This window comes from Lysinibacillus sp. GW247-5R2A (assembly GCF_059424475.1).
Map to the genome: position 1 here is coordinate 12228 of NZ_JBWKZL010000008.1, position 26972 is coordinate 39199.

The following is a 26972-nucleotide window of genomic DNA, read 5'->3' on the forward strand; positions in this document are numbered from 1 at the left end:
TTTGTTCAATTTATTTTATTATAACTTCATTACCAAATATTTGTATGCAAAAAAGCTAATTCTTCCAAAAAATTGAAAGAGTTAGCTTTGCATTTAATGTTCGTACCAAGATAATATTGTTTCAGCATCTCGTTGTTCCAGACTTGAAACACTACCTGTTGTACCGGATGCACCGGACATGACTGTTGCTTTTATAGACATAACATTTTTCCTTTTTTGAAAATACGATTGTGTACTTCCCATTGATTGTATACGTTTTTTCTCCACTATCAATGTGATTCGACTGAATACTCTATATTGTAAAGCCAGTTGCTTCCCATCAATTTGATAGCCTGCTGTTTTATGCTGCCAAACCCCAAGTAGTATCGTTAATGGTATTAATAGCAATGACAATAAACCATACGGGTAGAAGAAATAAATACACGCACCAATAATAGGGACAAGCCAAATAAAATCTATGCGATAAAAGAAAGGTCTTGCTTTTTTAGGTGATCGAATAAAGGAAGGATTCCAATTCATATCTGGGAAAAGATCCTCTAATGTCTGCATACAATCTTGTTTCTTAATGAGTGGAAATAAGGTGATTTTTTTATCCTTCCCCTCTTCACCATTACCTCCAGCACTCTCCACAACAACCGTTGCAAATCCTGTTAATTGACGCAATGGATTTTCAACAATACGAATAGCCTGGATTCGGTTTAAAGGTAAGGTTATACGCTTTTTCTCTAAAAGGCCTTTAGTGATGACCAGCTTATCTTCTTCGATACGGACTGTATAATCATAGTAATTAATAAGGGTAATAAGGACAGAAACCACCCAGGCTACTATTAAAATTAACATAACCGATATCGCTATTAAAAAGGCCCCAACTTTCACAAAATCAGCCAACTCATGGAAAACAGTTTCATAAGGAATAATATCTGAGAACTGAGAGGCGATAGCAGCAAGACCAGATAACACAACACCAATCCCACCAGAAGTTGTGGCTAACACAAGTAAGTCACGGATGGACATATGGTAAATAGTTGGTGCTGAAATTGAAATTGGATCGTCTGCGACCTCCGTTTGATCTGCATATTGTTGATTTACTACACCTTCATTTTTGGCACGGCGCATTTCTAGTTCAATAACATCTGCCGCTTCTTTACGAATTGCAGTAAGCTCTACTTCAGGCTTGCCACCTTTACTCCCTGCTGTTTCCACTTGAACTTTGACTAATCCAAAAATACGATGAAAAATTCCCTCATTGTAGTTCAAACTTTGAATACGTTCAAACGGAATATAACGCTTCTTTTTAACAAACAATCCATATTTGATACGGAGTTCTCCATCCTCGTACCAATAGACAAATGTCCGCCATTTAATAATGCCTCCAATCAATGCAAGGAGTGCGGCTATTCCCCATACACCGAAGAGTAAAATGGTATCAAAAAAATGATCACTACGGAAATTCAGTGAAAAGTTAAAGCCATTCGTTATGATAATGATCGCAATGGGCAATATCATACTTTTTAATGCTTTGACGCTCGTAATTACTGCTGATATAGGATGTAAACGATTAATCTCCTTAGACATCATCTTCCGCCACCCTTGCTAACTCAGAGATACGAGCACGAAGTGAATCTGCTTCGTCCATGATAAGTGCGGGAATTGTATGTACGGTTGCTGCCGTTGATATGGAGATATTACCTAAATCATATTTCTTTAAAATCGGTCCCTGTGTCGTATCAACATGTTGGACACGAACCATTGGTATGAGTGTCCGTTTTACTACAAATAAACCATGTTGTACTTCAATTTCATGTTCTCGTACTTCATATCGCCATCGTTCCCATCTAATTTTAGGAAAAATAAAAACTGATAATATGGCACTTAATACTACAATTGCCCCAGCTATGAAGTAAATAAACGTTGGCCATTCAAAATAATAAGTACCATAGCTTACGATTCCTGCTGCAATTAATAGCACCACTGTTTGTATGACACCATATAAACGCCATACGGTTAACCCTTTACGGGAAATTTGATGCACCGGTTGAGCTCTCATTGTCGTTCCCCCTCTTTTCTATAGTAGGTTATACGGAATTCATGACCGTTTTGTTTCAACTATATACGAAAAAAAACCTTACAGCCAGTATGACTGCAAGGTTTAAATATCCACTTACGAAAATTAATCTTCGTGACGTCGAGGAGAACGAGAACGACCTTGTCCACCTTCACGACGGCCTCCTTCACGACGACCACCTTCACGACGACTACTACTGTTACTATTACTATTACGGCGATCTCCACCACGAGAGTCACGACGTCCACCGTAGTTACGATTATTACCACCGCGACCACGATCTCCACCGCCACGATTACTGCTAGAGCGTTCACGACGCATTGGCAATGGACGTTCTTCTGAAATTGTTACTGGTGTATCATCTGGCTCTTTCGTTAATGAGCGAAGAGCAGCTGCAACAACATCAATTGCCTCATGATTCTCAAGTATTTCTGAAGCAAGTGTACGGTAATCACCTAAGTTGTTATTAGCAATAAGACCTTCAAGAGTATCAAGAGCTAATCGTTGTTGTCCTACTAATGCTTCATCTGTTGTCGGCGGACGAAGTGGAGTCATACGTTTCTTCGTAGTTTCTTCCACAATACGTAAGTAACCCATTTCACGTGGCGTTACAAACGTAACAGCAAGACCTGACTTACCTGCACGACCTGTACGACCAATACGGTGAACATAAGATTCAGGGTCTTGTGGAATATCGAAGTTGTATACGTGTGTGACACCAGAAATATCAAGACCACGTGCCGCTACATCCGTCGCAACAAGGATATCAATTTTATTTTCTTTAAATTGACGCAATACAGAAATTCGCTTAGCTTGACTTAAATCACCGTGAATACCTTCAGCAAGGTAACCACGAATAGATAAAGCTTGTGCTAGCTCATCTACGCGACGTTTTGTACGACCAAAGATAATAGCAAGTTCTGGTTGGTGAACATTTAATAAACGAGATAAAACATCGAATTTTTCACGTTCAGCTGATTTCACGAAATATTGATCAATATTATCAACAGTTAATTCTTTTGCTTTAATTTTTACAATTTCTGGATCACGCATAAATGTTTCCGCAATTTTACGGATTGCTGGCGGCATTGTTGCTGAGAACAGTAATGTTTGACGCTCAGAAGGAACGTTTTCTAGGATGGAATTAATATCATCGATAAAGCCCATATTTAACATTTCATCAGCTTCATCCAGTACTAATGTTTGCACATCTTCTAATTTTAACGTACGACGATTAATATGGTCAATAATACGTCCTGGCGTACCAACAATGATTTGAGGTTTATTTTTCAGTGCACGGATTTGACGACCAATTTCTTGCCCACCGTAAACTGATAATAATTTCACACGTTTATCATAGCCAATCTTGTAAAGCTCTTCAGATACTTGAATAGCTAATTCACGAGTTGGAGCAATAACCAATGCTTGGATATTAGGGTTTTTTGGGTCGATTTTTTCAATTAGTGGAATCCCGAAAGCGGCAGTTTTACCAGTACCCGTTTGCGCTTGGCCTAATACATCACGGCCTTCAATAGCAAAACGAATAGTACCTTCTTGGATTGGTGTTGCTTCTTCAAATCCCATACGCTTTACAGAGCGTAATGTAGATTCGCTAATATTTAATTCTGAAAAATTTGTCAAACTTCTCAATCTCCTTTTTTTCCTTTTAAGTTGACAAATGGTTACATTTTCAGATGAAGTTGTCGGCAAATTCGAGCCTGTATAGTGGAACGTTTCCGTTACTTAAAAATTCTCTCTACATGATCATTCATGTAGAGCTCTCTTATATGAAAAGGAAAGCCCGGTCTTTACCGAGCGGTTCGATTCTGTCGTAATTATTCACTTTAGAATAAAACCGTTGTGTTCAAAAAAAAGTACTCTTCAACCAAATATGAAGAGTCTTCGCACAAAATGTATCCATTGCTTACACTAGTCTAACATGGCTTTAATACGTATGCAACGATAACGCATGAGTCGTAATAATCTGACTACTTCAAGTGTCCATTAAAAACTGCAAAACCCGCGGAAACCAATCGGAGCAATCTTCCTCAAGACATATGTGATGCCTTCCATTATCAGAAAAATACAAAATTTTATTTGCGGAAGCCAATTCATCATAAAGAAATTGCGCTGTGTTAAATGGCACAATTCCATCCTGTTTCCCTTGCACAATAAAGACAGGAATTTCAATATGCCGATAATACGGTTCCACGATGCGGACCAATTTCATAAATTCAATTGTTGAAGCTAATGGCACATTATTAAACTTATGTCGATAACGTAAAAATAGCTCATTATTCGTTAAATTATGATGATATGCATCTGTCGCAAGCAATTTGAAATCAATAACCAGTTGCTTAGGACTAATATATTTTGCAGCAGCACTCAATAATACTAGCTTTTTTACCTTATATCGCTTCGCCAAATATAAAGCTATAATGCCCCCCATTGAAAATCCAACAACGATAATCTCATCTACTTTTTTAGCTAATGACCGTATAGCTAGCTCTGCGTCCATTAACCAGTGCTTTGCAGTAAATCCATCCATATGCAAGGCTTCACCATGCCCCGATAATGTTGGTTCTACAATGAGCCAATCTGTATGCGTCCGTAAGTATGTTGTAAACGGCTCCATCTCATAGGGACCACCTGAAAACCCATGAATGCATAGTACACCTATTGACAAATCCCTCACCTCGTTTAACAAAGAAACCTCTAAAAAAATGAATCGGTGAGCAATTTATCCCACCGATTCAATGAAATCTATGACGTAAAAGCTTGTAAAATTGTCTCTAATTTCATCCCACGGGAACCCTTCAGTAAAACAATAGATGATTCATTAGCAAGTTTTAATTTTTCAATAATAGCCGTATAATCATCTTCGACATATAACAATCGCTCTGCTCCAAAGCGCTCTTTTAATACTTCATAAAGATGAGTCATTCGAGGTCCAAATAGACAAACGTAATCGATTTCTTGCTCATCTATATCCTCCGCTAGCCCTTCATGGAAACGCTGTTCATCCGGCCCAAGCTCTAGCATATCCCCTAATACAAGCCATTTTTCAGGTCGAATAGTTGAAGTAGCGATAAATTGAATAGCCGCTTTTACAGAGGTAGGCGCAGCATTATAAGCATCATTAATAAATAATGCACCATTTGTACCTTGTACTTGTTGCATCCTCATATCTGTTAATACTACCTGCTCTAAGGATGTACGAATTTGCTCATTTTTTAAACCTAGCTGATGAGAAATTAACATGGCAACCAATGTATTTTTCACTTGATGCTTTCCAAGTACAGAAATAAAGAAGTCACCCTCTATCATACCGTGGGTAGTAAAGCTACTGCCATTAGCATTGGCATGAATATGATCTGCATATAAACGGTTATTTGGCTCTAATCCAAACGCTACAGCATTTAAATGCTGTTCCTTAGCCACTAATTGGTGTAGCAATGGTTCATCTCCATCATAGAATAATAGGCCGTCCGGCTGCATTCCTTGAATAATCTCAAACTTTGCCTGTGCGATACCTGCCCGGGACCCCAAGTCCTGCATATGGGCCTCACCGATATTTGTAATAACTGTCATATGTGGCTGAGCAAGCTTTGTTAAAAATTCAATTTCGCCGAACCCACTCATTCCCATTTCAAGGACAGCTACCTCTGTATCTTCATCAAGCTGTAAAATGGTAATCGGTAAACCTAGTTGATTATTAAAATTCCCAATTGTTTTTTGAACTTTAAAGAACGGTGCAAGTGTACCCGCTAAAATATCTTTTGTTGATGTTTTACCGTTAGAGCCAGTAATACCAATAAATTTGGCTTTATGTTCATTCCGATAAGCTCGAGCCATTTCCTGTAAAGCTATTTCTGGATCATCCACAAACAATAAAGGTATACCCTCGGGCGGATTAGGTTCATCCTTTTGCCAAAGAGAAGCACCTGCACCTTTTTCAAACGCCTGAGCAACGAACCGGTGTCCATTTGTTTGCTCACCACGAAATGGTACAAATAAATCCCCCTGTTGAATTGTTCTTGTATCAATGGAAATTCCTGATACAACCGTATCATCGTAAGCCGACATATCCTCATTTAACCATGCAGCTAATTGTTTTAATGTTTTTTTCACAATAATCCCACTCAGTCTTTTTTATAGTGAAGCTGTTGTTTTTCTTCAAAACGTTCAATGGCTAACGTAATCAAACGATTGATCAGCTCTGGATAGCTTACATTTGTATGTTGCCACAGTAGCGGATACATACTTACTGGCGTGAAACCAGGCAATGTATTGACTTCATTAATGTAAACGCTATGATCAGCTGTTACAAAAAAGTCGGCACGAACTAAACCACTACCATCAATCGCTTTAAAAGCCCGTTTCGCCAGATCTTTTAAGCTTGATTCTGTTTCCTCTGGTAGCACAACTGGAATAATCAGTGCTGTGGAGCCGTCCTTGTACTTAGAATCATAATCATAAAATTCTGTAACAGGTTTAATTTCACCTGGTACTGAAACTTCCGGATAATCATTTCCTAAGACGGCAAGTTCAATTTCTCGAGCGATAATACCTTGCTCGACAACAATTTTACGATCGTATTGTAAGGCAATCTCGATTGCTTTTTTTAATTCATCACGGTTTGTTGCTTTGCTAATCCCAACACTGGATCCTAAATTTGCAGGTTTCACAAACATTGGCCAAGTCAATCTTTCTTCACAGCGTTCAATGATAGCCTGTTGTTCATTCTTCCACTCACTGCGAATAAAGTACGTATAGGGCACTTGTGGTAAACCAGCAATCTCGAATAATTGCTTCATAACCACTTTATCCATTCCAGCAGAAGATGCTAAAACTCCATTTCCTACATAGGGAAGATTTAGAACCTCTAGTAAACCTTGCACGGTTCCATCCTCACCATTTGTTCCATGTAGCAATGGAAAAATAACATCGAACTGTACTGATTTGCCATGTTTATCGATTAAAAAATCAGTAATATTATTTTCTAAAATTGTAGTATTATCACCAAATTGTAGTTCTTCGATAGTACTTACAGGCTTTTCTAAACGATCTCCGCGTCGCCATTCTCCTTCAGATGTTATGAAAATCGGATATACTTCATACTCCTCGAAATTCAAAGCACCAGTGACTGCACGAGCTGTTGATAAGGATACCTCATGCTCCGCTGACTTTCCGCCGTATAATAAACCGATTCTTTTTTTCATTTTTGTGCCCTCCACATACTTCTTGAGTACTATTAGTTTATCACGAAACGTCTTGACAAATGACATAAAAATCCCACCGTAATTTTCGACGGTGAGATTTGAGTGTATATTTCGTTAAATAATATAAATCAATTCATCGTGCTCAGTTTTCAAAATGGTATTTAAATCGTCCCATACTTCATCAGGAAAAGAATATTCTGACAGGTTGCGTACTTCTATCCCATATGCCGCTTTTGGTTTTTCAATACGGTACAACGATAATAATGCACCGTCTTTAGCAAAGGATCGATAAGAACGTAAGAATTCTGGTGAAATGGTAGGGATACTTGATTTTACTTTTCGACGCCAAAATCCAGTGCTACGTTCCTTTTCACGAATTAAACTATTAAAAACATTTGCCACCAATAAATCCGAATCACTTAAATGTCGGAAATAAATTTTTGTCATTTTTTCTAAATCTGAAGAGTAATAGACGAATCTATTTTGCAATTTGTTAAAAAATGCAGATGTAATCGGTTCTTTTTTATGACTTATGTAAAGCAATTCCCCTTGTTCCATTGGTGTTAGATGGTCTAGCCTCTTTTCATCCATAAAATCGACCCAACATAATTCCTTGGACTCAGCCGATTTTTTTACAAAATGGGGTACCTCTTCATCCAATACATATTCAAATTGTGTATGCATATTAAAAGAACCATCTTCATAGGAATGTTTTAATAAAAGTAAGTGATGCAGTGGTTCAAGCGAAGCCGCAAATTGCGAGAATTTCAACCCGCTAAAAATGACAAATTTATCGACATCATTCATATGAACATAAATATGATACATAAAGTCATCAGCTGACTTTAATTTTTTAGCCACAACCATCACCCCATTCTTCACTACATTATAAGACTAAACTCGATTTTTTTGAAACATTTTATGTTAATTGTCGTCACAACTATATACGCAGGCATAAAAGTATTTTTTGCGTTATAATAGGAATGTTAACATGCATTTGCATACAGGTTTTCGATTACTCATTGAGTTAAAATATTTGCTTAAAAGTTCCATTGACAACGTTCAAAGCAAATTGCAATCTTATCAGTAGACATTCATTCTTTCTGATTTTGAATTTGCACTATTCTTTCAACATTATAAACCAAAATGGAAGAAACGCATTATATTTACTCATATTGAGATACTATTTTAATTTAGGTGGATTTTATGGAAAATAAACGAAATTTCGCAAATCGTTTTGACTGGACCCTTGCTTTTATTCTTTTCACTTTTCTAGTCATTAGTTTGTTAGCTATTGCATCTGCCCAAACATCCGGTCAATATGGCATCAACTACGTTCCAAAACAAATGCAATGGTATGTAATTGGTGCAGTAATTATTGGCATAGTAATGTTTTTTGAGCCAGATCAATATAAAAAAATGTCATGGTATATGTATGGAGCAGGGATTGCCTTATTGGTACTGCTTATTTTTATGCCTGAAGGAGAAGGTCAAATTGGTGCACCGGTCAATGGCGCAAAAAGCTGGTACCATACACCGCTTGGAAACATTCAACCTTCAGAGTTTATGAAAACATTCTACATCTTAGCACTGGCACGATTAATTAGTAAGCATCATGAAGTCTATTCATTAAAATCATTAAAAACAGACTTCTTATTATTAGGAAAAATCGGTTTAACTCTAATCGTTCCATTAGCGATTATTTTGAAACAACCAGACCTTGGTTCAGCACTTGTATTCTTTGCGATTACCGCTGCCCTTATTATTGTAGCAGGTATTTCATGGAAAATAATATTACCTACATTTTTAGGTGGCGTAGTAGCAGGTGGTTCACTATTATGGATGGCTCTCTACATGCAAGATTTCTTAGAGAAAACATTCGGTTTTAAAACGTATCAGTTCGCTCGAATCTATTCTTGGCTCGATCCCTACTCCTATTCTTCCAGTGATGGTTACCATTTAATTACATCGCTCAATGCAATTGGATCAGGTGAAATTTTCGGTAAGGGCTTTCGAAACCGAGAAGTTTATGTTGCAGAGAACCATACCGATTTCATTTTCACTGTAATCGGTGAGGAATGGGGCTTTATTGGGGCAAGTATTGTTATTTGTATTTTCTTCCTACTAATTTATCATTTAACAAAAACTACTCTTTTATTGAAAGATCCTTTTTCAACATATGTTTGTGCTGGTATTATCGCTATGATTACATTCCATGTGTTCGAGAATATAGGAATGACAATTCAATTATTACCGATTACTGGTATTCCACTTCCATTCATTAGCTATGGTGGTAGTTCATTAATGGGGAATGCTCTAGCTATCGGACTTGTCTTTAGTATGAGGTTCCACTATCGGACGTACATGTTTACTACACATGATGAAGATGAATAAAAATAGAAAAAGGGAAGCCTCTAGTACAGAGACTTCCCTTTTTCTATTGTAAACGAGTTAAGCTTGAACTTGCGGTGTCTGCGTTGGTGGTGTTAGCACTTTTAAAAGTTCTAGTCGAGACTTTGTTACAGTGGCTGTTACACCCAACTTAGATAAATTCGAAACAATCTTTTTCAAATCTACTTCTTTCCTCATACATTCCACCTCAATCTTTCCTCGATTTTATATAACGTTTAATTGGCAAAAAAGTTTCATTTTTCTATGAGTATGATGTCTGACAAGTTTATCATACCATTTAACTTTGCTTTGAAATTTTTCTTTTTTGTGACATCGTATTTTTTTATACCCTGCCCTGTTCACCACCAAACATTTATAAACTAACCTAAACCCCCATATTTTATTCATTTACTTTATTTCACAGCAAAAGAAAGCCGTCTATCCATGTTTCTCCTTCCGTTTTCTTGTAATAGCAAGAACAACGGGGTTAGAATATACATATTGAAATATTGTATGAAAGCAGGGAACTGTATGAAAAAGGCAATTTTATTATTAATGTCTGTTCAATTCCTCGTTTACCTAGGGTTCGGTATTATTATTCCAGTCTTACCTGAGGTTATTGTGCAGCAAAATTGGGATAATCTCCATGTTGGTGGTTTACTGACCGTCTATTCATTAGCTAGCTTTTTCACTGCACCATTTTGGGGCATGCTATCAGATAAGGTAGGTCGTAAACAGCTAATCTTAACGGGACTTATTGGTTTTAGCCTAAGCTTTGTTATTTTTTCATTATTTATTGATAACTTAGCTATTTTATATGTTTCCCGCGTTGTAGGAGGATTATTTTCTGGAGCTTTATATACGGCTGTAACAGGATTTATTGCAGATATGTCTAGCGAGGAGACACGTAATAAATATATGGGCTTTATGGGTATGTCCATTGGTCTAGGATTTATTTTTGGCCCAGCAATTGGTGGAATGCTAGGGCATTATAGCTTGCAATTACCGTTTATCGCATCAGCTATATTAATTGGACTATTATTTATTTATGCAAGTTTCGTCTTAAAAGAACCTGAAAAACGAAAAGATTCAAATAAACGTGCTATTGTGCCAAAAGGTGCTGGGAGAATGCTACAATACCGTGTGCGTTACTTATTTATGTTTTCATTTTTAGTAACATTTATGTTAGCAGGTGTTGAAGCTACATTCCAACTATTCCAAATCGAAAAAATTCAAATTACCCCATTACAAATTGGTTATTTATTTATGTTTAGTGGCTTTGTTGATGCTGCGATTCAAGGTGGTGTCGTTCGCCGAATTAAAAACGGCAGTGAGACTACATGGCTAATTGGGGCACAAATTGTAACAGCAGTGGGGATGCTTTTATTTACGTTAACCGCTAACCTATTTATCGCAGGGCTAGCATTATGTGTCTTTACAGCTGGAAACGCACTTGCGAGAACATGTGTTGTTTCACTATCCTCTAAAGAATCTGGCGGGCAATATGGTACAGCAGCTGGACTATCTTATTCCATGGATAATCTAGGACGCATACTAGGTCCACTATTTTTCACCTGGTTATTTACAATGCATGCAAGTCTCGGTTACTATACATCAGCCGTAATCGCTATTCTTTCTATTAGCTTAATTTTTATTTTTAAAGCCTCTAAAAAATCGTTGCGTTTTGATTAACATTGATCATGGCTACGATAGAATGATTAACAAGCAATTCGGATTATCTCTAGTAAATCATAGAGATAATCCTTTTCTATGCAACTCACACTTAAAATCTACTTTCCTCATTTGAAGTAGGCTATACTAAGTATGTTATTATCAATAGTAAAGGCAGGTGTAGGAATGAGCATTTTTACAGATATAGAATACTTAGTTCCTTTAACTTTATTTTTTAATATTTTATTAGCCCTGACTATCATTTTTTTAGAACGTAAAGATGCTACTTCTACATGGGCATGGATTCTCGTACTATTTTTCATACCATTAGCTGGGTTTATTTTGTATCTACTACTTGGAAGACAGTTACGAAAAAAACATTTATTCCGTTGGGAAGGGCGTAAAGATATCGGTATTGATACGCTCATCAACTATCAAATGGATGCCATCCGTGATGAAACATTTGAATTTCGTATTTCAAATGCAGAGAATTATCAAGAGATGATTTACATGCACCTTAGAACAAACAATGCCGTTTTAACGCAGGACAATCATTTAGATATTTTTGACGATGGGGCCAATAAATTTGAACAGCTCCTTAAAGATATTGAAGCGGCTAAGGACCATATCCATATTCAATACTATATCTTCCGTCTTGATGATTTAGGAACACGAATCGTTCAAGCACTAATTAAAAAGGCGCAGCAAGGTGTCAAAGTACGCCTCCTCTATGATGAGATGGGCTCACGTAATGTGAAGAAACGTCATTTCAAAGAATTGCTTAATGCCGGAGGCGAGGTAGAAGTCTTCTTCCCTTCCATCTTCCCACTACTTAATCCCCGTTTAAATTTTAGAAATCACCGAAAAATCGTTGTCATTGATGGCCGTATTGGCTATATCGGAGGTTTTAATGTTGGGGATGAATATTTAGGCTTACAAAAAAAGTTTGGGTATTGGAGAGATACACATTTACGTATTGAAGGTAGTGCCGTACATCCACTCCAAACACGCTTTTTATTAGATTGGAATCAAGCAAGCTCCCAGCAAAAGATGGGTTACTCGGACCGCTACTTCCCTGCCATCCCGAAAAAAGGTGATGTTGGTTTACAAATTGTATCAAGCGGACCTGACTCCGATTGGGAGCAAATTAAGATTGGTTACTTAAAGCTGATAAATATGGCCCAAAAGTACATTTATATTCAAACGCCTTATTTTATTCCAGATGTAAGCTTCTTAGATGCCATTAAAATTGCGACTTTGTCCGGTATCGATGTACGTATTATGATCCCTAACAAGCCAGATCACATGTTTGTTTATTGGGCTACATATTCCTATGTTGGACAGCTACTTCGTGCAGGAGCAAAAGTATATATCTATGAAAAGGGCTTTATTCATGCCAAAGCTATCATTATCGATGACGAAGCTTCCTCTGTTGGTACAGCTAATATCGATGTTCGAAGCTTTAGCTTAAATTTCGAGGTGAATGCCTTTATCTATGATGCCAATATTTCGCATCAGCTGGCAGAGCTGTTTGAAAAGGATATTTTTGATTGTACAGAGCTGACGTGGGAGATGTACCAAAACCGTTCATCATTGATCAAATTTAAAGAATCCATATCTCGGTTATTAACGCCTATCTTATAAAATGAAAAAGGAAGAGAGCTTGTTCATGGAGAACCGCATCTCTTCCTTTTTCTTATTTCACGCCTAAATATTCTTCTAGCGTAATGCTTTGCTTAGCAATTTCTTTAGCTACATCCTTACCAACATAACGATAATGCCAAGACTCATACATATAGCCTGTAATTTCCTCTTTGTTTTGAGGGAATCGTAGAATAAACCCATACTCTTGAGCGTGTGCAAATAACCACTGCCCTGCTGGTGTTTCTCCAAATTCCTCTGTCAGCCATACATCTTCTTTTCCACGCTCTCCTATATCAAACGCTAAGCCTGTTTGGTGTTCTGAATAGCCTGGACGAGCACTGTATCGATCTGCCGCCGCTTGTCCATCACGATTAACATAGTTGTTATAAAGCGTTGTTTGATATTCAAAAGAACGATAACCGCTAAAAGCAACTAAATCAAACCCTTGTTGCTTGGCAGCCTCTAGCATTTGATTGAGCGCTTGTCTTGCTTCTGGATTTTCCTCAGGTGTAAAGGTAGAAGGAAGCGGATAAATTTTATTTGCTAGCAGAATGCCTTTTATATAAGTTGGTTCGGTAGGTAATGTTTGATTAGGCAGATAGCCATTTTCGTCTGGTTGCTGCTCTGGCTTTTCAGTTGTTTCAGGTGTAGTGTCTGTCTTCTCTGTTGTAGAAGAATCTTGCTCTGTTGATTTATTTGTTTCTGTAGATTTTGGTTGCTCATTAGATGCACTATTTACTTGATTATTTTTATAGTTGTAAACTACAAAAATAGATACGATTAACGCAACAGAAATCAAAGCACCCATGATGAGCAAAAGACGATTGTTTTTCACTATTTATGCCCCTTTTAAAAATAGCACATACGAAAAGAGTAGGTCCTCCCTCTGTAAATACTTATCTTATTTTATTACTTGATTGATATAATCTCATTTTAGCACTGTTCACATGCTCAGGTGTGAAATTCACCTGTTATTTTGCAAATATTAGTCTGTAAGAATAATGATGAAAACGATGATTGAAGCTAACGCAAAAAATATCGCCATATACTTCATCCATTTCGCTTCTTTTCTATATCCTTGTTCTTCAAAACTCTTTGCTCTAAAGCCATTTGACATGGCAAACATAATCGTCATCGCAAGTACAGCAAAATTAAATTGCCCTATAATAATAAATGCAAGTGCCGCAATACTAAAAATAGCGACTAAAATGGATGATAGCCATTTTCTGTTCATCATGTTGTCCCCCTAAAAAAATCGAGGCAACAGAGGCGCCTCGACATGAATAAATTATTTTGCTTTTTCTGGATGTTGCGAATAGTACTTTCGCCCAATATATGTTTGTAGAATTAACAACGCACCACTGACAGACCAATACAAAGGTAATGCTGCCATAGATGACATTGAAATAAAGACAATCATAATTGGTGAAATATAAATAAACATTTTCATTTGAGCCTTTTGCTGCTCAGGTACAGTCCATAATGATACTCGTGCCTGAACGAGGTACACAATACCCGCTACAATCGTCATGACGATATCAGGTGACCCTAAGCTAAACCATAAAAACTCATGTGACTTCACATCTGTCGAATATAAAATTGAGAAATAAAGACCCATAATAATCGGCATTTGGATTAACATTGGTAAGCATCCCATGTTTAATGGATTAATGCCGTGCTTTTGATAGAGAGCCATCATTTCTTGTTGATATTGCGTTTGCTCTTCTTTTGTCTTAGCTTCTTTCATTTTCTTCTGAACTGCTTCCATTTCAGGCTTGAATGCATCCATTTTTGTTTTCATCAATTGTTGTTGACGATAATTTTTCAACATAATTGGCATTAAGACTAAACGGATTAGAACAGTAATCGCTATGATTGCTAAACCATAACTGCCTGCAAAGATATTGTTCCCGAAAAATTCCAATAAAAATTCCATAGGTTTTACAAAGATACTATAGAAAAAACCTTCTTTGTTTTGCACTGCTTGACAGCCACTAAGTACAAAAACAGCCAGCCCAAGCATTGAAAATAGTTTCAAATTTTTCATTTTTCCACCTACTATAATTTATCAACTACTGTGAAGTATACCTTATAGGGTCTATCTTTATCAAATAGCAAGTGCTACTATTTATCTTTGTTATTTTCATAAAAAAAAGGTGCGAGCTATAGCAGTATAGCTAACACCTCCGCACCTCATATTTTTCTATGCTCAAAAGCTATGCATTTTGTAATTCTGTCTCAGCCATTTCAAATCGGTAAAATTCATGATGAAGCTCATCTCTAAAATGCTTCGGCGTAACACCAGTATACTTTTTGAAAATACGTGTAAAATAACTTTGGTTACAGAAATGGAATTGATCAGATATAGATGTGATACTTTTGTTGGTATGTCGTAAGTAGTATTGTGACTCTTCTACACGTCGAACATTTAAGTATTCAACTAATGTAATACCTACATGTTCTCTAAAAATACGTGATAAGTGGCTAGTACTTATGTGGAAATTGTTAGCTATACTTTCCACAGTTAAATCATTTTCTAATTCATCATTTATATACATGATCACTTTGTTGACAGTTTGATGTCGGAAAGTCGGTTGTTTGCGATCTGCAATAAAATAAACAAAGAAATCAATTAAATCATCGGCAAATTGCAAAAATTCTGCGTCTTTCATTTGGTTTTCGATCATATCATTACAAGCAATATTGAAAGCAAATGCCTTTTTTGAAGGTACTTGATTGTCTAGCAATTTTCGAGCAACGATCGAAGACAAAACGGAAAAATAACCTCGAACAATTTTAATGACCTGCTTCCCAAAACGAATTGAAAGAATATCAATTAATTCATGTAAAGATTTTTTCGCTTTGGTGGATTCTAAATGGTAAATTTCAAAAATTAATTTCGATTCAATATTAAAAAATTCTTCGACGCCGATATATTGATTTATATTATCGATTTCTTGGAAGTATCTTTTGGAAATCGTTTCTGACATAGAATGTTGATGTAGTTGCATAATCTTCCCCATCTTTCCTCAGAGTGCACGAACTGCATTACAATATTTGACATCAATCCCAGTGAATAAAAAATAAGAAAATAGTATTTATTAATTTATCTTAAGAACTGAGTCCTATTTCACATTTTTTTTAAAAAACTACCTTATAAATAACCTAACTTAAACACCAGAACACAAGAAAATAGACTATACAGTGAATTTTACCATATTCTGCGATTTCCTTTCAACCACATTTTAATTGCTACTCTAGTTCTAATTTATCACATAGGCATAGTAGAAACCTTGTAAACTTATTCCTAACAATTAAATTTTACCATATACGTATCAAAATATTTTAGTCATTATCTAAATGTATTTACAAATTATACAAGACAAATTTCACCATTCTAATGAGTCAATCGACATTTTTCTATTTTATTCCTAAATCTTCTCTATATAATTTATATGATTATGTAGTAAAATAGATGATAATACTATTTTTAAAAGTTTAGACGAGGTGTTTAAAGTGGAACCAAAACAAATAGAAGAAATTATGGAGATCATTAAGGAATTCTTTCCCGAGAATACTTCCATTGCTATCTCTGATACCAATGAGTATTTGTATTACCAGCCAAGTAAAAAGGTTGATTTAAAAATTAAGCCTGGCGACCCTATTAAAGAAGGTTCAGCGGCTCACAAAGCCCTAAGCTATGGTCAAAAAATTAGCTCATACATCGAACCTGATGTTTTTGGTGTAGCCTATTACGGTATGAGTATTCCTTTAATGGAGGAAGGCGAAACTAAAGGAGCTATTACTGCTATCTTCCCGCAAAAACCATCAGCATTCTTAACAAACTACATTACCATTAAAATCGATGATTGCTGGTACCCAATTAAGCATGATCAAGTGATTTATTTAGAAACACAACTCCGTAAAACATTTGTTAAAACAATGTCTCGTGAAGGTTATCACCGTTTAAACCTAAGTGATTTAGAGCTATTTTTAGCACCTGATTCATTTATTCGTTGTCACCGCTCTTACATCGTTAACATTGACTACATCGATGAAATTCAACCAGATTCTCACTCAACGTTTTTATTAATTATGAAAGACGGTACTCGTATCCCTGTTAGCCAACGCTATGCAAGCTATTTCCGCCGTTCTTTAGGTTTCTAATTTTAAATACAGCGAGCAATCTATGTGGATTGTTCGCTGTATTTTTTTAATCCGAAATAGACCCCTTCTATCCCCTATTAACAATTTTTGCATAGTTTTTATGTAGATATTACCTATATTTATACAGCTCTACAATAAAACGTTTTCTCTGTCGAAAAATCATCTTAATGCTCGATTTTCCTTTTTTTACTCAATTTAATGCTATTCATAAAGTAATTGTGACAATTTGGTGATAGTATTATTCAAATGGTTGGAGTCATACTACAACTGAATAAACAGAAAATTCTCAAATGTTTTTTCTAGTTTTGTAATCGGTTTCCATCAAAATTATTTAGGGGAGGATTTTTTTATGGATGCAAATGTTCAAAAACGCCTAGGTTTAAAAGAGCTTGAGAGTAAAATTGTCACTGCTGAAGAAGCAGCAGCGCTTATTTCTAATGGTGATGTAGTTGGGATGAGTGGTTTTACTCGTGCTGGGGACGCAAAAGTTGTACCAATGGCTTTAGTTGAGCGAGCAAAAAATGAAGAATTCAAAATTGATGTATATACAGGTGCATCATTAGGACCAGAAGTGGATAAGTACTTAGCAGAAGCTGGTGCCATTCGTAAACGTGGACCATTCCAAGGGGACGCTGGTATCCGTAATTTAATTAACTCTGGTGATGTTTTATATGTAGATGCTCACCTTTCTCATAATGCTGAGCTAGTGCGCCAAGGAATTATCGGACCAATTAAGTATTTAATTCTTGAAGCGGTTGCTATTACTGAAGATGGGTTAATCATTCCAACAAACTCTGTAGGTAACTCACCTATCTTTGCAGAATATGCAGAAAATATTATTATCGAGTTAAACATCTCACATCCAGAGGCTTTAATCGGCATTCATGATATTTATGTACCTAGCGAACAAGGTAAACGTGAAGCTATCCCAATGACAGACGCTATGCAACGCATTGGTGATATCGGTATTAAAGTGGATCCAGCTAAAATTAAAGCAATTGTTATTTCTGAAGAGCCAGATGCTCCTTCATTAATTGTACCTCCAGATGAAGAAACACAAACTATGGCAAACATTTTATTAGACTTCTTTAGCAATGAAATTAAAGCAGGTCGTTTAACAAAACAATTAATGCCATTACAATCTGGTGTTGGTTCTGTTGCAAACGCTGTACTTGATGGCTTTGCAGATTCAGAATTTGAAGATTTAATCGTGGCATCAGAAGTACTTCAAGATGCAGTATTTAACTTAATCGATGCAGGTAAGGTTAAATTTGCCGCTGCAACTTCAATTACATTAACTGAAGAATTACAGCAAAAAGTATATGGCAATTTAGAAAAATATGCTGATAAAATTTGCTTACGTCCACAAGAAATTTCTAACCACCCTGAGCTTATCCGTCGTTTGGGTCTAATCTCAATCAACACAGCTCTTGAGTTAGATATTTATGGTAACGTAAACTCAACGCATGTCTCTGGTACACGTATGATGAACGGTATCGGTGGTTCAGGAGACTTCGCTCGTAACGCACGCCTTGGTATTTTTGTTACAAAATCATACGCAAAAGGTGGAGCAATTTCTTCTATCGTACCAATGGTATCTCATGTTGACCATACTGAGCATGATGTAGATGTTATCGTAACAGAACAAGGTATCGCTGACTTACGTGGTCTTGCACCAAAAGAACGTGTACCTTTAATTATTGAAAACTGTGCACACCCAGATTATAAAGAGCAATTATGGGATTACTACAACCGTGCTGTCGAAGCAACTGGTAGCCATCAAACGCCTCACCTTTTAGAGGAAGCACTTTCTTGGCATGTAAACCTTGCTAAAAACAAAACAATGAAAAAAGAAGTTTCAAAAGCTTAATCTTCAATTTTTAGGACGCCTACTAAGTGAAAACTTATTGGGCGTTCTTTTTTATTGGAAATGTTATAATAGGAATATATGCAACTAACTTACTAATTTGTTCTAATTCATGGGAGGAGCTATGAAAAAATTTATTTATGTAATTATTTTCTTTTCTTTTTTCGACCTATTTACCCAGCTACCTGTTATGAGTACATATGCTGAGTCTTTAGGAGCCTCAGCATTCCTTACAGGTCTTGCAGTAGGTATGTATTCGTTATCCAATACATTTGGTAATATTATTTCAGGCTTTTTAACGGATCGCAAAGGACCTTTCATCATACTCATCGTTGGTCTCTTAACAACAGGTCTATCATTAACACTTTATAACTTAGTAGAGGAGCCTATTGCGCTTTTAGTAGTCCGTTTTATTCATGGACTTGTTGCAGGCTTCATTGTCCCTGCTGCCTTTACATTTTTAGCAAACGCTACTGAGCAAGAAAAAAGAGGTAAGGGTAGTGCTATTTCTGGCGCTTTTGTTGGTATTGCTGCTATTATTGGCCCTGCTTTTAGTGGTATTCTAGCAAGCCGGACGAGTGTCCCATTTGTTTTTAATATTACGGCAAGCTTTATGCTTTTATTAGGGATCCTTTCTTTCTTTTTACTAAGAGCAAATCAAGTAAAAAAGGAAAAAGCGGCACCAAGTACATATATTCCGATAAGTGTATTTTTTAATAATACAGGAACATTAAAGGCATTTTCAGGAGCTTTTTTCTTAATGTTTTCACAAGGTGTAATTGCATATCTTCTACCGCTCAAAGTTCAGTCTCTGGGCTTTGACTCTCGTTTAAGTGGCACATTGATGAGCACATTTGGTATTATCGCTGTACTTGTTTTTTTATTACCAACTAATCGTATTTTTGATAAGGTTAACCCACTAAAAACATTGTCGCTCGGTATTGGATTAATGGGATTAAGCCAATTATTAATTAGCCAAGCCGATTCTAGCTCTTTGCTTTATCTAGCAATGGCATGTTATGGGGTAGGGTTTGGATTCCTTTTCCCTTCCGTCAATTCACTTTTAATCGATTCTACAACGGCTGAAATACGAGGGAAAGCATATGGTTATTTCTATGCATTTTTCTCTCTCGGTGTAGTATTAGGTTCTTCCTTGTTAGGATGGCTATCACTTGGAGTGATTAGCGGCTTTATCTTTACGGGAATTGTATTATTAATATTTGCTGGAGTAATCCTACTTCCACACAAAAGACCTTCTCATGCATAGATGAGAAGGTTTTGTCATTATTTTTCCTTATCTTGAATTTCCTCATTATAGAAGTGGACACCAGTATGTCCTCCACCTTCAGCGACCATTTCATTTGAAGCAATCTTCGTTGGAGAAGTACCAGCCTCTGTTGCCACCTCTGTTGATACGCGTTCTGCAATATTGTCGTGCATATCAGGACCTGTTGTCAGATACGATTCTAATCTCGATTTCATATTATTAAACATCGATAGTGCTTTATCACGGTTCTCTTTTTTACTTAAATAAGATGCTGCTAATCCCGCTAATCCTGCAATGACAACACCTGTTCCTTTTCGTTTAGCCATAATTTATTACCTCCTAAAAATATAGAAACTAGCTCTGTACTATAGTTTTTCCCTATTCTTAGAAGAATAAACATTTATTTTTTTATCTCTATCTGCATATATATAAGAATAAGAAATATACTTGCCTACATATCCGCCGTACTAACCATTCTTCTATTAATATTCAGCTTAATTTTCGACATTTATCATAATTATGTAATTTTTTATGATTATAAAAGGCAAGTAAAGGGAATTAATGAATTAATACTAAAAATAGGAGCGTGATTAGGATGAAGGATTTCGATTTAGCGTATGATTGGATAGACATGGCTTCATTAGTAGGTGGGGCAGGCCTTTTAACCGTACTAATTTATGGTGTTATACTTCTGTAAGGAGCTACTTGAATGAGTTACTATAGAAATTAAAAGGCAATCCGCTTTCCTTATAAGCAGATTGCCTTTATTTTATCGTTTTACATCATTATAAGCAGATTGCCTTTATTTTATCGTTTTACATCATTATAAGCATCTGATTTGGCAAAGGCCGCTACTACATAGGAACAAACTGCTTCCATCTTATAGCCGTGTTCACGCGCATACTGCGCTGCCTGATCAAGCAATTGTTTGGCCACCCCTTGACCTCGGAGCTTATCTGATACATAAGTGTGATCCATTACCATTACTTGCCCGTTTTGCTGCCAAGTAATTTCTGCAAGTCTTTCCCCTGCTTGTTCATTCAAAAATGCAAATTTATTTCCTGCTAATTGCTGTAATTGAAATTCCATTTCTCACCACTCCTTTTATTCATAGTACCATAGCCTTTTGGATTTTCACAAAACTTGCGACTCTTCTAAATAAAAAGAATCTGTCCATTCATTCTAGTAGATGAGTATGACAGATTCTTTTATTATTCATTATTAGTTAAACCAAGAAGATATCGTATCTTTTAAATTAGCAAAGAAGCTTTTCACACTCTCCCAAAATCCTTTATCTTCCATAAGAGAGCCGAACTTTTCCTGAATCGTATTACTAATATCGTTTAATTGTTCAGACCATTTACTGAAATCAATATCCAGCTTACTGATTTTATCCATTAAATCTACGAGCAATTGACGGTCCTTTTCACTTAAATTGATGTCAAGCTTGTTTAATTGCTCTTGAACGATCTTTTCAACGTCTTCACGTGTAGCTGGCTTTAATTCAGCAATTTGCTTTTTAATTTCTGTAAGTAATTCAGCTACCTTTGCATCATCCACACCTGCAGATTGAGCAATAGATGTTGCAACCGATAACTCCTCATTTGCTACATCTGTTCGTTCTATATCAAGCGTTTCACCTGTAGTAACCTCATATGCTTTGTAAATACCAACTAACGCCGAATGCCCTGTTACCGCCTTAGGTGCAGCCACCTGTACTGTAGCATCTTCAATCCCTGCCGTTAACATGGCATTCGCATACATTTCTGATGTCACCTGTGTAATATTTGTTGGTGTGACAATTTCTATTACTAGACCTTCCCCAGCATCTCTTCGTGTAATTTTAGCAGAAGAATACATGCGGGAACTTGAATTACTATCTTTAATGTATTTAACTAGATCCTGACCTGATACCGTTATTTCTTCGATTTCAGGTTCTTCATTGACTTTTAATGATTTTTTTACTGACTCTTTTTCAGCTTCAGATAAATTTGCTCCATATACAACGATTGGAACGCCTAACTTTTCATCAATTGCTTTCGGAGGCGTATTATCAGATGCAAACCCTGTCGCTGGTGCCATCACACCAAATACCAGCATAGTAGCTGTTAGTATTTTCATCCAAGTTTTTTTCAAATCGTGTGACCCCTTTCGATAAAACCTCATAATTAGCCTGTATAATGTATACCACTATACAGTTATTAGTACGTAAAAAAGCAGAGAAGGTTTCAAGGATGTCTCTTGTCGCTATTATTTAGTTGTATTAATCGTCCACTAGATTTCTTCAGTCCAGCCGTCCTGTTGCTTTACTTTACCAGCTTTCATCAATGTTCCTAAAGCACGTTTAAAGGCACCCTTACTCATATGGAACATTTCTTGAACTTCTTCAGGAGAGGATTTATCGCCAAATGGCATTTTGCCCCCAACATCCTGTAAATAGCTCAAAATTTGCTGCGCATCCTCGGAAAGGCGCTCATGTTTTCGCGGCAAAAGAGAACCGTTCATGGAGCCATCTTCTTTTACATCAATAATTCGAACTACTACATCTTGTCCTAAGCGTGGCTCCGCATTACGCTCTGATTCATGTACAAAAATGCGATATGGATGTTCTACACCTAGTAAAAACGAGCCAACTGGTAACAAACGGTATGGGCGTGCCTGAATGTTTTTATTATGCAAATCTTCAAATGCACCTTCATATAGCTCCGAAATCTTTTCTTCCGTTGCTAATCGTCCAAATAAATCACCGTTACGGTCTGTGCGTAGTGTCATAAATAAATGATCACCTGGAACCGGCCATACTTCTTTTAATGGTGGTAAATCCTCTGCTTTAACTAACACTTCTCGGGAGGAACCTATATCTACATAAGCTCCTTCACGTTCTACTACTTTTAGCACTTTCGCCCAACCATATTCTCCTTGTGTAAAGGCTGGGATCGCTGTTGTAGCAGCTAAATCCCCTCGTCGATCTACAAATAAAAATACTTCAAGGCGGTCACCTACTGTTAGCGGCTCTGTTACCTCTGAAGCATTTAAAGGTAGTTCTTCAACTCCATTTGTTAAAATCCATTTTGATGTTTGCTGCTCTAAGACCGTTAATGTAACGACTTCACCTGATTTTAATGCGTCCATATTGTCTCCCTTTCCTCCACACCATCATTTTATAGATTGTGCTGTGTCTTTGATGCCTCTAATTTTTTCACGATGTCTGGATTCTCTTCCATTACTTGCACAAGATCTGCTATACGATCGATTGAATTCCAACTTAAATGATGCTCAATTCCTTCAACATCATTATATATACGCTCTTCATCCACACCAATCATTCGTAAAAACTGCTCGAGCAATTCATGGCGCTGCACAAGACGCTTTCCTAGCTTTTCACCTTTCGGCGTCAATGTCAGTCCACGGTATTTTTCATAAACTAAATAACCATCTTTATCTAATTTTTGAACCATTTTTGTAACAGAAGAAGGAAGAACAGATAATGCTTCAGCAATGTCAGACACTCGCGCATATCCTTTGTTAGCGATTAGTAAATAAATTTGTTCGATATGGTCCTCCATACTTGGTGTTGGCATATCCTTTTCCCTCTCTTTCCTTTTCTTACTCTCTAGTTTACTACAAGCTTGGCTTAAAAGTTAACTGAAAATACATATGCCAGAAAATCACGACCTGTACAACCTAAAAAGAGCCTCTTCATTTAAGAAGTAGGCTCCACTTTGTGTCGAGGATACTTATTTACCACATGTAACGCGTGAATAATCTCTTTGTTGATGCGCTCAATACTTTCAGGAGTATTCATTTCCTTAAATGCCTCGTCTCTAGCTTCCATAGATGTAACATACTTACTCGGCAATGCATTTAGTGTAAGTGCCACCGTGTCGAGTTCACAGATTTCGCATTTACAAAATGTTTGATATTCCGGTCCTCGTAGTAAAAAGCTTACTAAACCACGCACAATCTCTTCTGTAACATTTACTAAAATAGGATCTGATTTATTCAAACTTTCGCCTCATTTATATTGAATGGTTACATTACTCCTGAAACTATAATAGCCATTAAAAAGTACTTTTTCAAGAATCACTAGTAGCATCTATTCGCACAAAATTAGTAGTGTCAAAGTAAGATTAATCTCCTGCTTTTTCCTACCAAAACACATCTTACCTACTATTTTTTTGCTTTTATTAGTCTTAATGAATTAAAAACAACTAATAGGGTTGCGCCCATATCTGCAAAAATTGCTATCCATAACGTGAGCCATCCTGGGATAACTAGCAGCAACGCAATTAATTTTAAGGCTAGGGCAAAAATAATATTTTCCTTAATAATGCGTAGTGTTTTTCTGCTTAACCCAATTGTGTAAGGAAGCTTTGTTAAATCGTCACCCATTAAGGCAATATCGGCTGTCTCAAGAGCTGCATCTGTGCCTGCTCCCCCCATTGCAATCCCCACATTTGCAGTGGCCAATGCTGGCGCATCATTTACGCCATCCCCAACCATTGCTACGGCTCCGAACTGTGCACGTAAATCTTTAATCGCCATTAATTTTTCCTCTGGTAATAAACCAGCACGCACATCAGTTACCTGTAATGATGTAGCAATGGCCTTAGCAGTAGGCTCTGCATCTCCTGTTAACATCACCATATGTTTTACTTTGAGGGCATTAAGTTTTTGCAAAACATCCTTACTTTCATGACGTAATTGATCAGCAATCCCAATTAATCCAATGAGTTGGCTTTTCGAAACCGCTGCTACTACTGTCTTACCCTGTTCCTGTAGTTTTTTAACCTGATTTTCTATATTTTTATCGATAGAAGCTAATGTGGATACCCATTTCATGCTACCTACGTAAATAATCTGCTGATCAACAGTTGCAAAGGCTCCTTTGCCTGTGACTGATTGGAATTCTATAGGCACTAGCTCAGATAAATTTTTATCGTGTAATCTATTTAATATTGCTTTTGCTAATGGGTGCTGGGACTGTTTTTCTACTGCTGCCACTAGCTGTAATACATAGTCCTCTGACCAACCATCCATTGTCACTATATCCGTAACAGCTGGCTGTCCTTCGGTTAATGTACCTGTTTTATCAAAGGCTACCGCTTCAATATGTCCTAATTGTTCTAAATGAATTCCGCCTTTAATCAGGACACCTTGTCTTGCAGCATTTCCAATCGCAGTGACAATAGCTACTGGTGTAGAAACAACGAGTGCACAAGGACATCCCACTACTAGCACTGCTAAGCCTTGGTAAATCCAGTGCTGCCAATCTCCTATAAATAAAGGTGGAATAACCGCTACTAAAAAAGCAACAATGATAATAGCTGGTGTGTAATACTTCGCAAAGCGATCTACAAATTGCTGAGAAGGTGCTTTCTCTGCCTGCGCCTCTTCTACAAGATGAATGATTTTAGCAATTGTTGTGTCTTCTACTCGCTTTGTCACGCGAACCTCAAGCGCACCCTCTTCATTTAATGTGCCTGCGAATACTTCATCATTCACTGTTTTATTCACTGGAATGGACTCACCTGTTATAGCTGCTTGATTTACTGCAGACAGCCCGCTAATGACAATGCCATCCATCGCAATCTTTTGCCCAGGCTTTACAAGTAAAATATCCCCTATCTCGATTTCTTCTGTCGGCAGTTCAAGCTCATGAAAATGCTCGCCATGCGCTCTTTTAATAATAGCTGTCGGTGGAGCGATATCCATTAACCCTCGAATCGATTGTCTTGCCTTATCCATAGAGTAAGCTTCGAGTGCTTCACTTACGGCAAATAGAAAGACTACAACTGCCGCTTCTTCCCATTCCCCAATAATAGCAGCTCCAATAATAGCGATTGTCATAAGGGTCTTCATATCAAATTCAAAGCGAGCTAAATTACGGAAGCCCGTTTTAAAAATACCAATTCCCCCTACAAGAATAGCTATGATAAACATGGCTATTGGCATCGGGTTTGTTTCTCCCTGCATAGAAACAAATAAATAGCCTAGAATGACAAAGAACAAAGATATTCCTGCCAAAATATTCTCTTTTTTACGGTAAAAAGGTGTAGATTTTTCAACTGTTCTCACTGCTGATTGCGACACCTTAATCCCATCAAAGGCACCTGCTTCTTCAATTTGATTCACACTAATGTTGCCGACTACCGTTATTTTAGAAGCACCAAAGTTGACTTGTGCATCCCCCACCTCAGGAATAGCCTTTACATTTTTCTCAAACTTCGCTGCACAGCTAGCACAGGAAAGATTCTGCAATCTGTATTCTTGTTTAGTTGGCGTCGCTACCATTCGCAATCCCCTCTTTCGCATGTTCATAGGCAATTGTTACAATTTGAAATACATGCTCATCCGCTAAGGAGTAATACATTTGCTTCCCTTTGCGGTGTGACTTTGCTAAATTATTATCTTTTAAGTAACGTAAATGATGTGATGCTGTTGCGACTGACGAGCCAATAATCGATGCTACATCACAAACACATAATTCATCCTCTACCGTTAAAGCAAAGGCGATTTTAAGCCTTGTTTCATCAGATAATGCTTTTAAAAACTTTGCTACCCCTGATAGATCAGGCATTTGTTGTTGTACCTTAGTGACCGCCTCTTCATGTACCTGCGTCACCTCACAAATTTCTTTTGGCATTGTTCCTCACCTCATTCAAATATTCGTTTGAT

26 protein-coding genes are annotated in these 26972 nt (G+C 36.9%); 6 read left to right on the forward strand and 20 right to left on the reverse strand.

Translation table 11 applies throughout. The annotated features are described in order from the left end of the window. Positions 1 to 93: 93 nt before the first annotated feature. From AC07YC_RS13090 to AC07YC_RS13120, 7 genes are all read right to left on the reverse strand, one after another. Entirely contained in the window at positions 94 to 1575 is a 1482-nt protein-coding gene (locus AC07YC_RS13090; protein WP_336635712.1) for a PH domain-containing protein, read from the reverse strand. After that, complete coding sequence (locus AC07YC_RS13095; RefSeq protein WP_336635524.1) at positions 1568 to 2047, reverse strand: PH domain-containing protein; 480 nt, start codon at positions 2045 to 2047, stop codon at positions 1568 to 1570. Before AC07YC_RS13095 ends, AC07YC_RS13090 begins: the two co-directional genes overlap by 8 nt. A gap of 123 nt (positions 2048 to 2170) precedes the next feature. Beyond that, positions 2171 to 3706, reverse strand: a complete 1536-nt coding sequence (gene cshA, locus AC07YC_RS13100) for a degradosome RNA helicase CshA (protein WP_336635525.1) — start codon at positions 3704 to 3706, stop codon at positions 2171 to 2173. Between the two features lie 352 nt (positions 3707 to 4058). Beyond that, positions 4059 to 4751: an alpha/beta hydrolase gene (locus tag AC07YC_RS13105; protein ID WP_336635526.1), complete on the reverse strand. Its 693-nt coding sequence runs from the start codon at positions 4749 to 4751 to the stop codon at positions 4059 to 4061. Positions 4752 to 4828: 77 nt separating this feature from the next. Next, positions 4829 to 6196: a UDP-N-acetylmuramoyl-tripeptide--D-alanyl-D-alanine ligase gene (locus AC07YC_RS13110; RefSeq protein ID WP_336635527.1), complete on the reverse strand. Its 1368-nt coding sequence runs from the start codon at positions 6194 to 6196 to the stop codon at positions 4829 to 4831. Positions 6197 to 6207: 11 nt separating this feature from the next. After that, entirely contained in the window at positions 6208 to 7287 is a 1080-nt protein-coding gene (locus AC07YC_RS13115) for a D-alanine--D-alanine ligase (protein ID WP_494919596.1), read from the reverse strand. 114 nt (positions 7288 to 7401) lie between these two features. Then, a complete protein-coding gene (locus AC07YC_RS13120; protein ID WP_036147940.1) occupies positions 7402 to 8154 on the reverse strand; it encodes a hypothetical protein in 753 nt (250 codons plus the stop codon). A 339-nt stretch (positions 8155 to 8493) separates the two neighbouring features. Here AC07YC_RS13120 and AC07YC_RS13125 point away from each other — a divergent pair, with 339 nt between their 5' ends. Further along, the gene (locus tag AC07YC_RS13125) at positions 8494 to 9681 is read left to right on the forward strand and encodes an FtsW/RodA/SpoVE family cell cycle protein (protein WP_008177081.1); all 1188 of its coding nucleotides are present in this window, start codon (positions 8494 to 8496) and stop codon (positions 9679 to 9681) included. Positions 9682 to 9738: 57 nt separating this feature from the next. Here AC07YC_RS13125 and AC07YC_RS13130 read toward each other — a convergent pair whose 3' ends face one another. Continuing rightward, complete coding sequence (locus tag AC07YC_RS13130) at positions 9739 to 9876, reverse strand: Lmo0850 family protein (protein WP_164908744.1); 138 nt, start codon at positions 9874 to 9876, stop codon at positions 9739 to 9741. Between the two features lie 333 nt (positions 9877 to 10209). Here AC07YC_RS13130 and AC07YC_RS13135 point away from each other — a divergent pair, with 333 nt between their 5' ends. Together AC07YC_RS13135 and cls are read left to right on the forward strand one after the other, a co-directional pair. Next, entirely contained in the window at positions 10210 to 11370 is a 1161-nt protein-coding gene (locus AC07YC_RS13135; RefSeq protein ID WP_494919597.1) for an MFS transporter, read from the forward strand. A 165-nt stretch (positions 11371 to 11535) separates the two neighbouring features. Beyond that, complete coding sequence (gene cls, locus AC07YC_RS13140) at positions 11536 to 12993, forward strand: cardiolipin synthase (protein WP_494919714.1); 1458 nt, start codon at positions 11536 to 11538, stop codon at positions 12991 to 12993. Positions 12994 to 13045: 52 nt separating this feature from the next. Here cls and AC07YC_RS13145 read toward each other — a convergent pair whose 3' ends face one another. From AC07YC_RS13145 to AC07YC_RS13160, 4 genes are all read right to left on the reverse strand, one after another. Beyond that, on the reverse strand, positions 13046 to 13828 hold the full coding sequence (locus tag AC07YC_RS13145) for a M15 family metallopeptidase (protein ID WP_494919598.1): 783 nt from the start codon (positions 13826 to 13828) through the stop codon (positions 13046 to 13048). A 150-nt stretch (positions 13829 to 13978) separates the two neighbouring features. Next, a complete protein-coding gene (locus tag AC07YC_RS13150; protein ID WP_494919599.1) occupies positions 13979 to 14230 on the reverse strand; it encodes a hypothetical protein in 252 nt (83 codons plus the stop codon). 51 nt (positions 14231 to 14281) lie between these two features. After that, entirely contained in the window at positions 14282 to 15040 is a 759-nt protein-coding gene (gene yidC, locus AC07YC_RS13155; protein ID WP_008177090.1) for a membrane protein insertase YidC, read from the reverse strand. Between the two features lie 169 nt (positions 15041 to 15209). Beyond that, the gene (locus AC07YC_RS13160; protein WP_025114261.1) at positions 15210 to 16004 is read right to left on the reverse strand and encodes a helix-turn-helix transcriptional regulator; all 795 of its coding nucleotides are present in this window, start codon (positions 16002 to 16004) and stop codon (positions 15210 to 15212) included. 505 nt (positions 16005 to 16509) lie between these two features. Here AC07YC_RS13160 and AC07YC_RS13165 point away from each other — a divergent pair. The 3 genes from AC07YC_RS13165 (at position 16510) to AC07YC_RS13175 (ending at position 20294) form a co-directional block, all read left to right on the forward strand. Continuing rightward, on the forward strand, positions 16510 to 17160 hold the full coding sequence (locus tag AC07YC_RS13165; RefSeq protein ID WP_008177095.1) for a LytTR family DNA-binding domain-containing protein: 651 nt from the start codon (positions 16510 to 16512) through the stop codon (positions 17158 to 17160). A gap of 349 nt (positions 17161 to 17509) precedes the next feature. Continuing rightward, a complete protein-coding gene (gene scpC, locus AC07YC_RS13170; protein ID WP_494919601.1) occupies positions 17510 to 19030 on the forward strand; it encodes a succinyl-CoA:acetate CoA-transferase ScpC in 1521 nt (506 codons plus the stop codon). 121 nt (positions 19031 to 19151) lie between these two features. Next, positions 19152 to 20294 carry an MFS transporter gene (locus AC07YC_RS13175; protein ID WP_107922306.1) on the forward strand — a complete coding sequence of 381 codons (1143 nt, stop codon included), beginning with the start codon at positions 19152 to 19154 and terminating at the stop codon, positions 20292 to 20294. A gap of 17 nt (positions 20295 to 20311) precedes the next feature. On the opposite strand, the gene AC07YC_RS13180 is transcribed toward AC07YC_RS13175, so the two are convergent. The 8 genes from AC07YC_RS13180 to AC07YC_RS13215 form a co-directional block, all read right to left on the reverse strand. Continuing rightward, positions 20312 to 20620 carry a YbyB family protein gene (locus AC07YC_RS13180; RefSeq protein WP_008177106.1) on the reverse strand — a complete coding sequence of 103 codons (309 nt, stop codon included), beginning with the start codon at positions 20618 to 20620 and terminating at the stop codon, positions 20312 to 20314. A gap of 481 nt (positions 20621 to 21101) precedes the next feature. Then, entirely contained in the window at positions 21102 to 21383 is a 282-nt protein-coding gene (locus AC07YC_RS13185) for a GNAT family N-acetyltransferase (protein ID WP_008177108.1), read from the reverse strand. Between the two features lie 132 nt (positions 21384 to 21515). Further along, positions 21516 to 22430: a DUF1002 domain-containing protein gene (locus AC07YC_RS13190; protein WP_336635533.1), complete on the reverse strand. Its 915-nt coding sequence runs from the start codon at positions 22428 to 22430 to the stop codon at positions 21516 to 21518. Between the two features lie 138 nt (positions 22431 to 22568). Beyond that, complete coding sequence (locus AC07YC_RS13195; protein ID WP_494919603.1) at positions 22569 to 23426, reverse strand: CvfB family protein; 858 nt, start codon at positions 23424 to 23426, stop codon at positions 22569 to 22571. Between the two features lie 29 nt (positions 23427 to 23455). After that, a complete protein-coding gene (gene mntR, locus AC07YC_RS13200) occupies positions 23456 to 23875 on the reverse strand; it encodes a transcriptional regulator MntR (RefSeq protein ID WP_008177112.1) in 420 nt (139 codons plus the stop codon). 122 nt (positions 23876 to 23997) lie between these two features. After that, positions 23998 to 24300 carry a late competence development ComFB family protein gene (locus tag AC07YC_RS13205; RefSeq protein ID WP_008177114.1) on the reverse strand — a complete coding sequence of 101 codons (303 nt, stop codon included), beginning with the start codon at positions 24298 to 24300 and terminating at the stop codon, positions 23998 to 24000. Positions 24301 to 24464: 164 nt separating this feature from the next. After that, a complete protein-coding gene (locus tag AC07YC_RS13210; RefSeq protein WP_494919604.1) occupies positions 24465 to 26588 on the reverse strand; it encodes a heavy metal translocating P-type ATPase in 2124 nt (707 codons plus the stop codon). Continuing rightward, positions 26569 to 26940 (reverse strand): ArsR/SmtB family transcription factor, encoded by a 372-nt coding sequence (locus AC07YC_RS13215; protein ID WP_008177117.1) that lies wholly within the window; start codon positions 26938 to 26940, stop codon positions 26569 to 26571. Before AC07YC_RS13215 ends, AC07YC_RS13210 begins: the two co-directional genes overlap by 20 nt. Positions 26941 to 26972: the final 32 nt, after the last annotated feature.